A 12,135-nucleotide genomic window follows, 5' to 3' on the forward strand; every position below is an offset into this window, starting at 1 on the left:
GAGTCGCTTCGGCGTAGACCCGGCAGGATGTGAGTGTTCAACGAAGTCCATCAAGCCAATGCCGGGTGTTCGTCGCAAAGCCTCCTCCACCCAGCCTACCCGGGGCAACATGGGAATAAGAGCCGGACCCAACGTGTTGCCCGCCGACCAGAAACCGCTACGATGCGATGGTCAACGGAACATTGCCCCCATCGATGGACGGAGCTGCTGAATCTTGGAGACCAGGACAAAAAAATCTTATTCCAAGCGTCGCCCCCCGGTGGTCGAACGAGTCTTTTGCGGTTGGTCGGAGCCGCTGCTTTCTCATGCCGCCGAATGGTTGCTGCGATACCGACCGGCGTCCCCATCGACGGATCAGCCGTTGTTTGACGGGATCGACACCGGTGAATCCGATGGCGTCGACGCTTCCGCCGGAGCGGTGGATTTAAGTGGGTTCGATGTGGTCTTGCCTTCCAGTCGCGCCGTCGACCGATTGCGTGAAAAACTGGTGACTATCGCATCGGAATCCAATCAAGCTTACCTTCCGCCCCGTTTTTATCTTGTCGGACGATTGCCTAGTCTGCTGTATCGACGCCCGGCCGAGTGGGCGACCGATTTCGAGCAAACGCTTGCATGGGCCCGCGTCTTGGCAAATTCCGATCCAGAGCGATTGCAAACGCTCGTCCCCACGCCGCCTGATGCCGACGCGACGGCAGGTTGGTTGGACTTGGCCGCGACGGCTCGCCGATTGCAATCGTCGCTCGCCGCTGAAAATGTCTCCTTTCATCAAGTCCTGCGGCGGACCGAGGGGACCGCCGAACGCAACCGATGGGAGTTGCTGGTTGAAGCACAAGCCAACTACCTCGCCGAATTAGATAACGCAGAACGGTGTGATCCGAACCTCGCGGCGATGCAGGCCATCACCGAAAAACGCTGCCGTGCGTTACGGCCGATCGTGCTGATCGGGACGGCTGACTTGAGCGAACTGGTCAAAGCGATGATGCGAGATGTGAAGATGCCGGTCACGTCACTTGTCGCAGCTCCCGACGAGGAATCGCATCGATTCGATGAGTTTGGTTGTTTGATTCCCGATGCTTGGAAAGATCATGTCTTGCCGATCAGCGACGATCAATTGATTGCCGCCGACTCGGTCGATGATCAATCGCAAGCCGTCACGGAAATGCTCGCCGATTACGGAACCGACCACTCGACCGATCAAATCACCATCGGGGTAACGGATGAGTCCCAAGTCGCCCCGATCGAGAACCGTTGCCGTTTACTCGGCGTTGCCACCTATCGGCATCTCGGCTACACGGCCTCCCAAACGGCGATCGGTCGCTTGATGGACTTGGTCGTTGCGTATCAAAACCGTCGAACATGGCGTTCCTTGGCGGCTTTGGTTCGTCACGCCGACGTCTACCAAATGATTGATCGTGAGTTTGCGAAGAATGCAGAAGACGGCAATCACCATGTCGATTGGTTGACCCGCTTGGATCAATTACTTTCGGAGGCCTTTCCACAAAGTGTCGATGCCGATTTGCCCGGCGAACGAAAGGAATCGGGATCGGCCGATCAAGTGCTCGGAATCGTCGAAGCGTGGCTAACGCCGCTGAACCAAAAACGCAGACGCATCGGCAAATGGAGTCGCATTCTCGCCGACGTCCTGCAGGCGCTCTATCAAGACGTTCCCGTTTGTGCTGACGAAACCGGCGCAACACGAACTCGACTTGCTACCAAGGCGACCTGCGAACTATTGCACCAGTACGAAAAGCTGAGCACGAAACTCGACACGCCTGTCGATTCACTGACCGCGTTGGAAATGCTCGCCACACGGATCGCGGTCGTTCCTCTGCCCGGTGATCCGTCGCCCGACAAGGTCAACATCCTCGGTTGGCTCGACTTGACCCTCGACGATGCACCGGCGTTGGTCGTTTGTGGGTTGAACCATCCCTTCGTCCCGGAGGCCGCCTCGGGAGACCCGTTCTTGCCCGCCTCGCTGCAGTCCAAACTAAGCCAACGCAACAACGAGCGGCGTTACGCGCGCGACGTTCACGCGATGCATCAAATGCTGACGACGCGATCGGCCGTGCACTTCATTGTCGGCAAGCGGAGTGCGGACGAATCGCCGACCCCGCCGAGCCGCCTGCTCGCCGCCGCGATTGCGGATGATGCGGCGCGCCGCGTGTGTCGGTTGTTAACGACGAGTCGGCCGCGAATCGAGGTCGTGTCCGGCGATGCGATCGACGTCGCCGGCTCGGCAACGACTACAGTGTCACCGTTGCCAGGTTATTTCAATTCGCCTCCGCCGCCTGAACCCGGACGCACCGTCGATGTCTTGAGTGTGACCGCGTTTTCGGCTTACCTGGCGTGCCCGTATCGTTTTTACCTTCGTCACGTTTTGAAACTTCGACCGCTCGATGATGCCGCGTTGGAACTCGCCGCCAACCAGTTTGGTGACTTGGTCCACGGCGCGCTGGAGAATTTCGGCGACGGACCTGACAAAGACGAGCCCGATCCAGACAAGATCGCTAAAGCGTTGATCGAGAACCTGCATCGTTATGCCAAGAAGCACTACGGCGACAACACGCAAGCGGCGATCGCGATCCAAGTCCGACAAGCCGAACGACGTTTGAAAGTCGTCGCTCAGCGGCAAGCCGAACGGATCGCCCAGGGGTGGCGGATTCACGCGGTCGAGGATTCAGTCGACGAACTCGACTACGACCGGAAAAAGAAGAAGCCCAAAAAGCCGACCGGGATTCTGCTCGATGGCAAGTTCACGGGGCTGCGCGGACGATTCGATCGCATCGACCATCACCCCGAAACGGGCCGCTGGGCGATTCTCGATTACAAGACACACGGTCACTCTCCCGAGAAAAAACATTTGAAAACCGCACCTGATGGGTCGACCCGATGGATCGACTTGCAACTGCCGCTGTATCGTCGGTTCATCCCCGATCTGGGAATTTCCGCCGATCCGCAAGACGTTGAATTGGGCTATTTCAACGTCGCCGAAAAAGACACCGAAACGAAAATCAATCTGGCATCGTTCACCGAATCGCAATTCGAAGCCGCCGACGAATTAATTCATTGGTGCGTTCGCCAGATTCGGGAGTGTCGATTTGAACCGAATCCGGACGGTGTGCAGTACGACGACTACGACATGATGTTCAACGACGCCGGCTACGGCGGGAGCGTCGTCCCCGATGAAGAGATGGAGGTGATGTCGTGATGTCCCACGAAAGCATCCAGTACGAACTCGCCACATCCGAGGACGATATTTCTGCCGCACTCGATGAGCTCGAACGCAGCGAACTCGGACGCAGCGAGATCGATCGCAATGAGATCGATTCGAGTGACGCCAACGACGAGTTGTTATTGGACCGCCAACTGATCACGCCGGAATTACTTCGCGGCGCGTTCGAACCGACGTTGGTGCGAGCCTCCGCAGGAACGGGAAAGACGTACCAACTCACCGCGCGGTTGCTGAAGATCATGCTCACCGGCGCACCGCCGGAAACCGTATTGGCGACCACGTTCACCCGCAAAGCCGCCGGAGAAATCTTGACCCGGGTGTTGACCACGTTGGGTTCCGCAGCCGACGCGAGTCAACCTAAGGCCCTCGCCGAGCTTCAGCAGCAAGTCGGTTTGCCCGGACTGCCGAGGCATGTTTGCGGCCAACTGTTTCACCGTTTGCTTAAAAACATTCACCGCATCCGAATTTGCACACTCGATAGTTTGTTCTCGCAACTCGCTCGGGCGTTGCCGTTCGAACTCGATCTGCCGCCGGGGTGGCGACTGACCGACGAGATCGAGGAAATTTGGCTTCGCCAACTCGCGATCACGAACATGATCGACGCGTTGCAATCCTCGGAGATCGAATCGTTGGTCTCGATGCTCGGTCGCGGTGATGTCAAACGAAACGTCGCCCGCGAATTGATCCAGGTCGTTGAGAACACTTACGGCCTGTCCCGACAAGCAACTCAGGAAGCTTGGGATCAACTCGACGTGCCCACCCGCCCCGAATCGGCCGAGATCACACGAACGGCCGGATCGTTCCGCATGGCCGAGCCGAAACAAAAAACGATCCTCGCGCTATTACAAAAAATGGCCGACCATCTCGACGCCCGCGATTTGTCGCCACTGATCGAAGAAACCTTGTTGGCGAACATCCACAAAGCCCACTTGAGCGGCGATGAAGTTAAGTTCGGACGCAGCAAGTTTCCGCCCGGTCTGGAGGCCGATCTGGAAATTTTGTACGAGTGCGTTAAGTCGGAATCCTTGTCCTTACTGCGCAGCCAAAATCATGCGACCGGATCTTTAGCGGCGCACTACAACGACGCGATCACGAGCGTCAAACAAGCACAGGCTTCGTTCGCTTTCGACGATATTGCCGTGCGATTGGCGAGCGTGTTCACGACGCTCGACGTCGCCACGATTCAAAACAAATTGGACTCGCGAATCGATCACTTGCTGTTGGACGAGTTCCAAGACACTTCTCCAGTGCAGTGGCAGGTTCTTAAGGTCATCGCCCAATCGGTTGTGCCTGCGAGCGCATCGAAAGGAACATCGAGCGATTCCGTAACGATGATCGATCCCCGGCGAACCCAATCTTTCTTTTGCGTTGGTGATACCAAACAAGCGATCTACGGATGGCGCGGTGGTGTTGCCGAGATTTTTGATGCGGTCGACCAACAGATCGCCGGCATCGCGAGCATCCCTCAAGACGAAAGTTATCGCAGCAGTCGAGTGGTCTTGGACGCGGTCACCGAAGCGTTTCAAAATTTGACTCGACATCCGCTCGCCGAGATGCCTTGTCCGGCCGACCCGGCCGACAAAGCGGTTTACGAAGCCGAGGCGTTGCAGGAATTCGCGACGAAGTTTCCTCCGCAAACCGCAGCGAAGGACTTGCCCGGCTACGTCCGTTTCATGACCGGGCCGATCGTCCCGCCGCAACCCAACCCCGCCGACCCGGACGGCAAACCGGTCAAAGCCTCGGCGGCGGACGTGCAGGCGGCGCTGGTCGAAGAGGTTGCCACGCAAATCGCGCAGCTCAGCGCCGCGGCACCGGGGTTAAGCATCGGGGTGCTCACGCGGACCAACGCGACGGTGCGCTACCTGATCAACGCACTCGAGTCCCGTGGCGTTGATGTCAGTGCTGAGGGTGGCAATCCCCTCGATGATTCGGTCGCGGTACGTTGGATCTTGTCGGCGTTGATGATGGTCGAGCATCCCGGTGACGGACGTTGGCGACATCACATCGCGTTCTCGCCATTGGCCGATCATTTACCACTGGGGCGAGACGACGCGCGGGCGGCAGCGGCCGACGAACTGCGTCGTCGGATCGAAGACCAAGGCCTTCCCGAAGTGGTGTTGTTCCTCGCATCGGCCCTGATGCCCCATTGTGATTCTCGCGAGCGTGTTCGATTGCAACAGCTCATCGAACTGACCACGCAGTTTCATCACATCGGACGAACACGCTTGCGAGACTTTGTCGACCTGGTTCGGATCAAACGTGTGCAACGTCCCAAGGCTGCGGCAGTACGCGTGATGACGGTTCACCAGTCCAAGGGGCTGGAGTTCGATGCGGTGTTCTTGCCCGAGATTCACAAAGAGTTGCTCGGCCGACCGCCCCAGTGCATCGCCGACCTTCCCGACTTGAGCAAGCCGCCGGTGGGTTTAACCCGCAGCGTCGGCGAGAAACAATGGCACTACCTACCGCCACGTTGGCAACGCGTGATCGGCGGCAACGTCAAGGCGAGAATGACCGAAGCGATGTGTCTGTTGTACGTCGCCATGACCCGCGCCCGACAGGGTTTGTACTTGTTCACGCCCCCGAGCACGAACGCCGAATTCGCCAACAAGAACGCGGCGTCCTTATTGTTCCACGCCTGGAACGGACCAGCCGATCCAGACGCCGACCCGACCGACGGCAACTGCGTGCTCTTCGAATCCGGCACACCGAATTGGTGGAGTGAAGCCAAGGCTGAATCGCCAACCGCCGGTAAACGAGGTACCCATCCGAAAAGGGCGTGAAGCTTTGCAGGAACACTTTGTGGTGGCGACTTTCAGTCGCCAAGCAGTCAAACGGCGACTGAAAGTCGCCGCCACGTGCAGAATGCCTTACTCGGTTTAAATCACTCACCCGCTTCTTCAGGTGAAGAAGCGTCTTTCTCCTTTGATTCCGACTCCGAGCCCGATTCTGATTTTTCCGCCAAGTACTTCTCTAGCGTTGCTTCGATCTCGGCATTGCCTTGATTATGTTCAACCGCAAGCCGTTGCCACTTGATCGCTTCATCCAGGTTCGCGAGTTCGTAATAGCATCGAGCGACGGTATCCAAGACGGCAGGGTCTTCATCGTTCCTCAGTTCCGACGCCCGTCGAGCGGCCTTCAATGCAAGTTCCAGATCTGGCGAGTCGGGAAGGGTCGCCGCCGACCAAGCAATTTGATTGAGCATATTGGCGTCGTCCCAGGCTGCTTCGACGATTTCGGCACGGACGGCTGACATTTCATCGGTACGACCGGCCAACTGAAGAACTCTTAATCGCAACGACATGAGCTGGATCGAGTTCTCGTCCTCTTGTTGAGCTTGGTTGAGCATTTCGAGAGCCCCGTCCCAATCTTTCGCTCGTGCGAATGAACTGAGCTTGGCGGACATTTCTTGAAGGCGTTGTTGTTTTTCGTGCGCAACAATCGCTGCGGCACGATCCCATTGGCCTTCGACAATTTGCTTCAACGGCTCGTCGATCGAACCGGGATGGCCGATCCATTCAATGACTCCATCGCGACCAACGACGAAAGCACACGGGATACCGTTTTGGCCGGCCGCCCGCATGTAGGCGGTGTTCGTCCAATCGCGATCATCGATCGCGAGTCGATACTGAATCGTTTCGTCCCATGTCTTGCCGTCACTTGCCGGGGCTTCAAGGAAGGTAGCCACCTTTTCTTGCGTCTCTCGTGTGACTCCGACGAACGCGACTTCATCGCCGTACTCTTGTTGAAGCGAACTGATATGCGGCATGCCGACTCGACACGGGCCGCACCACGTCGCCCAGAACTCCACCACATGGACTTTGCCGGTCAACGTTTGATCGACCGGTTCGCCTTTAACCCAAGTTGCGACGTGCAAACCAGGATTGGGGTCACCGATGCCGAGTTCTTGTGGAGGTGTGGGCAATGGGGCAAGCGTTTGCGCGGGTGATTCGAGTGTCCCGTCGGCAGCGTTCTCTGCACTGCCTGGCATGTTCGCGGCGTCTTCTGCGATCATTGCCGTGTCATTTTCTAACGGTCGAGACGCCAGATCGGGTTCGGCCGTAGAATCGCATCCGATCAAGCAGATCAATGCGGGGATCACCCAAGAAACGATTGCCGAGGGATATTGAAATCGGCTCGCGGCTCGATGGTGACTAGAAGTTGTAGAGCCCATAGCACTGATTAGTCCATAAGTTGTGATGATTTGGAAGCCGCCGGAATCGTTATGCTATCGTCTCGACATTCGTGAGGCAACGAAGTTTCCATCGTGTCGGCCTGATGAGAGAGGCTCGACTTCTCCAGCGAGACATGGCTCGCCGAGGCGACATTGATGCCGACCGCCGGTTGCATCGCGTTGCCAGGGGCGTCACGATGGTGCCCGGGGCGACTCGGATGCGATCGGCCTGGGGGACTATTTAAGAGAGGAATGATGCAATGCTGGCACGTCTGAAGACATTCACGTTGCTCGGGATCGAAGCGATGCCGGTTGATGTCGAAGTTGATATTTCACCGGCAGCGATGCCCAAAACGATCCTGGTCGGCTTGCCCGACACGGCCGTCAAGGAGTCCACGCACCGGGTCGAGCGGGCCATCGTCAACAGCGGTTTCATTCGGCCTCAAGATCGGATCGTGGTCAACTTGGCACCCGGCGATTTACCCAAGCAAGCGCCTTCATTCGATCTGCCAGTTGCGTTGGGCGTTCTCGCGGGCAGCGGGCAACTTGATACGGCAAGGTTGGAAGATTACGCCGTGGTCGGGGAACTCGCCCTCGAAGGCATCACCCGTCCGATCAAAGGAGCTTTATCGATCGCGATCGAAGCGGCCAAAGATGCATCACTGAAGGGTCTCGTTGTGCCGTCGGCCAATGCCCCCGAAGCGGCCGTTGTTGAAGACCTCGAAGTGATCGCGGTGGATTCTCTAGCGCAGTGCGTGGCATTCTTTGCGGGAGAACTCGACATCCCGCCTGTTCCCAGCCGAGTGGATGAAATTTTTCAGGCCTTCAGTGAATACGACGTCGACTTCGCCGACGTGCGAGGCCAAGAGATGGCTAAGCGAGCGATGACGCTCAGTGCGGCAGGTCGACACAATTTACTGATGATCGGACCTCCCGGTTCTGGCAAGACGATGCTCGCAAAACGGATTCCGACGATCTTGCCTCGATTGGTTCCCGGCGAATCGATTGAGACCACTCGGATTTACAGTGCGGTCGGACAACTTCCCCCCGGGCAACCGTTGCTCGCCACTCGCCCGTTTCGCAGCCCACATCATACGATCAGCGATGCCGGATTGGTCGGTGGAGGCAGCCCGCCCTCGCCGGGAGAAATCAGCAAGGCACATAACGGGATATTGTTTCTTGATGAATTACCCGAATTCAATCGCAAGACCCTCGAAGTCATGCGGCAACCGCTTGAAGACGGCGTCGTCACGATCTCGCGAGCATTGCGAAGTACCACCTTCCCCGCCGATTTCATGTTGATCGCGGCGGCTAATCCGTGCCCGTGTGGTTATCGCAGCGATCCCAGACGAAGTTGTCATTGCACACCGCCCCAGATCGAACGTTACATGTCGAAGATCTCGGGGCCACTGCTCGATCGTATCGACATTCACATCGAAGTACCTGCGGTTCCATTTGACGAACTATCGGCACGTACGACAACGTCGGAATCCAGCGAGATGATGCGGGTTCATGTGGTGAAGGCCCGTGAAGCTCAAGCAGATCGTTTTCGTAATAGCCCGGTTCGCTACAACGCACAAATGACCAGTCGTCAAGTCCGACAATACTGCGAACTCGAGCCCGCAGGAAAACAAATGTTGCGAGCCGGGGTCGAATCGCTCGGGCTGTCCGCTCGAGCCCACGATAAAATCCTTCGCGTCGCCCGCACGATCGCCGACATCGCCGGTAGCGACGCGATCGGCGAAGAACACCTCGCCGAAGCCATCAGCTACCGAAACCTCGACGCGGATATTTGGGTCTAATGCATCAACGTTCAACCAATGGATTCCCGTGACGTGGTTCGGCTCAAACTCGTTTGCGAACGATTCGGTTTCGAATCCGGTGATCGAGTTCACCATCGACCGTCACCGGGCATGACAAGCGAGTCGAGGAAATTGCAAGAGAAATTCTAGAGGCTGGGGGACAAGTCGTCGGGCAATTGCAACCCTTTGCTTGAGTCAGGCCCGGTGGTGGAAGACGCCGATGGTTCCAAGGGCACCTCGTCGGGAAGCGTCATTCCGTTCTTGAGTTCTTTGGCTGGAACGTCAGACGACGATTCCGAAACGCCTGAGTCGGGAGCGGTCGTTGTCGTCGGGGCCATCCCGGTGGTGGGGGCGACGGAGGGTTCCGAACCGCCGCAACCGACCACGGTGATCCATGCCAATCCCATGAAGACACGGGCCAATCCCATGTAGACACGGCCGAATTGAAGAAAACGATCCATCGTTGCACTCGTTTGAAAAGGTGTAAGGAAGCGGAGGAGTGCGGGATTGTAACGCGCCTCCCTAGCGTTTGCGAAGAATGAAAACCGCGTCGGTGAGGTCTTCGTCGATTTTGCGTGGTTCGCTCAGGTCGTAATCGAAGTCGTAGACGCCGGCGAGCTCCCAAACGTCGTCGACTCGGGCCAGCAACGCTTTGGCCTGTTTGGGCGTGTAGAGCCGCAGCGGAAATTCGCTGCGGACCCGCTCGACTCGCCCGTCGCGTTTGGTCGCTTTGATCGAAACCCGCAACGTCTCGCGGCGTTGACGACGTTCAAACCCCACCACTTTCAAGGTGACACTGACTTTCGTCCCGCCGTGGGTGGCCGTCCAGCGTTCGGTACATTCCGGATCGGCGTCCAGGGGGATGCAGTGGAACCCCAAAATGTAAATCCCGCCGGTTCGCAATGATTCGGCGACGCAGCGAAGGTGTTCGAGGGCGGATTCTTCGTCAAGCAAGTGGCGAAACGTGTTGAACGTGCAAAAGGCGGCGTCGACCACAGGTCGGCAAACGTGCCGGGTCATGTCGCCGTTGATCAATTCGCACCCGTGGAGCTCGGGCGTTTTCCGCCGCGCCGACGTCGCCGATTTCACCGAGGCGGTGCGACGTTTCAGACGCTTCGACAGATACGCAAGCATTGATTCATTGTTGTCCAACCCGACGACTTGGTAGCCTTTGGCCGCCAAGGCCGCGACCAATCGTCCGCTTCCACACCCGGGTTCATAAAGTCGCTCGACCGGCCCGTCAACGAATCGCTCGAACGCCTCGCCAAAGAATCGAACCTCGGCGGCCGTTTCGTCACGAAAGACCATGTCAAAGTATTGAGGTCGATCGTACCAGTCGATGGTGGGCTTCATGGAAAACGAGATGGAGCAATTAACGGAGATGGCCGCGAAGAAGGCGGGTGCGATTCGTGCAGTGAGAACGATACCGCAAAACAACCGCGGCGTGACGGGGGGCGTTTTCCACTCAACGCCACAGATCACACTAGTGCTTCGTCAAACCCTAAAAATAGGGTTAGTGAAGTGAGCCGACGGCGCTAGCGGGCTGTTGATTGAGTGCACGATTGGGCGTTTTCGTTTAACGGCAAGCCGCAGGCGTCTGCGTTCTCAAGCTCTGTCGCCTGCGGCTTGCCGTTAAACGATTAAATCAAAAACGCGCTAACCGCGGGCATTGCTCAACGCCCGACGTTAGCGCGTTCGGCTCACCCTAAAATTAGATTTTGACGAAGCACTCGGCGGATCTATTCTGCTTCGGCCAACAACGTTCGGATGGACTCTCGCATTTGTTGTTCACCGGGAGTTCCCTTCCAGTTCATTTCGCCCTGCCACCAGCGTCGAATGAATCCCTTCTTATCGATCAGATAGGTCGTCGGCCACATCGTGTTTCCCCACGTCCGCCAATTGTTAGATGCTTGATCGAACAAGACCGGGAACTTGAATCCGTCCGTTCGAGTCGCTGATGTCACTCGCTCGAGGCTTCGTTCAGCGGAAGTCTCCGGCGTCTGGATGCCGATCACAACCAGGCCGTCATCGGCGAGGTCTTCATGCCAACTCTTGTAGTGAGGAAAGTTGCGTTGGCAGTTGATGCACTCAAACGCATAGAAGTAAACCGCGACGACTTTGCCGCGAAGGTCCGACATGCGGATCGGTTGGCTCGATAAAACAACTCCGTCTTGGATCCAAGTCGCCCCATCGGAAACAAACTCGGGGGCTCGTGGGTAGGTTCGTTTGACACCGGCGAAGTCAAACGACTTGCCGACGAGCGGACCGATTCCGGATTGTTGCTCGCTGGTGAAAATGTCGAGCATTCCTTGTCGCTCGTTTTTTTGCGCGTTGGCAATCTCCGTGGCCGCTTGTTCGGGCGTGATCGCCTGGTCGCTTAATTGCTTTTCCAACGACGCAACGGTGGCATCGGTCTTCGAAAAAAGCGCTTCAAACCGGGGCTGTTGCGATGCCGTGATGTCCAACGCTTGAATGACCTCGGGAAGCCGAACCATGCGAGTACCGTGGGCTTGTCGTTCGAGTTGTTCCAACCGGGTCCATTGGTCGGCGCTCAGGATGCCTTTCAGGCGTCCTTTCAGGATCGCGATCAGCTCTTTGATTTCGGTCGATTGTCGTTCGGCTGGCAAAATGCGGCTGACCCACCAACGAGGATCGACTTCACCGATCGCCTCGTCGACTTGGGTGATTTGCTCCTCAGTTAGCCGTAACTCACGATGCACCGAGTCGTCGCGGATCATTTGCAAAAGAAAAGGTTGAGCCGCGACGGCATCAACACTCTCTTGAGCACTGATCGAACTGGCGATTGCAACGAGTCCGAACACGAGAAGAAGGGGAAAGGCGCGAACAATGGCGAGTGAAGATGTCATAACAGCTTTCCGATGAAAAGAATCTTTCTGTAATCCGTGAATGTCCAACGAACTCGCCCGCCC

At 57.3% G+C, this 12,135-nt stretch carries 7 protein-coding genes; 3 read left to right on the forward strand and 4 right to left on the reverse strand.

Annotation, left to right across the window (positions count from 1 at the left end):
- The first annotated feature begins 259 nt into the window (after positions 1-259).
- Both Pla100_RS09685 and Pla100_RS09690 read left to right on the forward strand, forming a co-directional pair.
- Positions 260-3,208 (forward strand): PD-(D/E)XK nuclease family protein, encoded by a 2,949-nt coding sequence (locus Pla100_RS09685; RefSeq protein WP_146577504.1) that lies wholly within the window; start codon positions 260-262, stop codon positions 3,206-3,208.
- Positions 3,208-6,012 (forward strand): UvrD-helicase domain-containing protein, encoded by a 2,805-nt coding sequence (locus Pla100_RS09690; protein WP_146577717.1) that lies wholly within the window; start codon positions 3,208-3,210, stop codon positions 6,010-6,012. The genes Pla100_RS09685 and Pla100_RS09690 overlap by 1 nt, the downstream gene beginning before the upstream one ends.
- Before the next feature lie 101 nt (positions 6,013-6,113).
- Here the strand turns inward: Pla100_RS09690 and Pla100_RS09695 are convergent, their stop codons facing one another.
- Positions 6,114-7,244, reverse strand: a complete 1,131-nt coding sequence (locus tag Pla100_RS09695; RefSeq protein WP_197167813.1) for a TlpA disulfide reductase family protein — start codon at positions 7,242-7,244, stop codon at positions 6,114-6,116.
- Positions 7,245-7,663: 419 nt separating this feature from the next.
- Here Pla100_RS09695 and Pla100_RS09700 point away from each other — a divergent pair, with 419 nt between their 5' ends.
- The gene (locus Pla100_RS09700; RefSeq protein WP_146577506.1) at positions 7,664-9,205 is read left to right on the forward strand and encodes a YifB family Mg chelatase-like AAA ATPase; all 1,542 of its coding nucleotides are present in this window, start codon (positions 7,664-7,666) and stop codon (positions 9,203-9,205) included.
- A gap of 146 nt (positions 9,206-9,351) precedes the next feature.
- Here Pla100_RS09700 and Pla100_RS09705 read toward each other — a convergent pair whose 3' ends face one another.
- The 3 genes from Pla100_RS09705 to Pla100_RS09715 form a co-directional block, all read right to left on the reverse strand.
- Entirely contained in the window at positions 9,352-9,666 is a 315-nt protein-coding gene (locus Pla100_RS09705) for a hypothetical protein (protein WP_146577507.1), read from the reverse strand.
- Between the two features lie 61 nt (positions 9,667-9,727).
- Positions 9,728-10,558, reverse strand: a complete 831-nt coding sequence (locus tag Pla100_RS09710; RefSeq protein WP_146577508.1) for a class I SAM-dependent methyltransferase — start codon at positions 10,556-10,558, stop codon at positions 9,728-9,730.
- Between the two features lie 386 nt (positions 10,559-10,944).
- The gene (locus Pla100_RS09715) at positions 10,945-12,072 is read right to left on the reverse strand and encodes a redoxin domain-containing protein (protein ID WP_146577509.1); all 1,128 of its coding nucleotides are present in this window, start codon (positions 12,070-12,072) and stop codon (positions 10,945-10,947) included.
- Between the last annotated feature and the right edge of the window lie 63 nt (positions 12,073-12,135).

This window comes from Neorhodopirellula pilleata, from assembly GCF_007859915.1.
Taxonomy (GTDB): Bacteria; Planctomycetota; Planctomycetia; order Pirellulales; family Pirellulaceae; genus Rhodopirellula; species Rhodopirellula pilleata.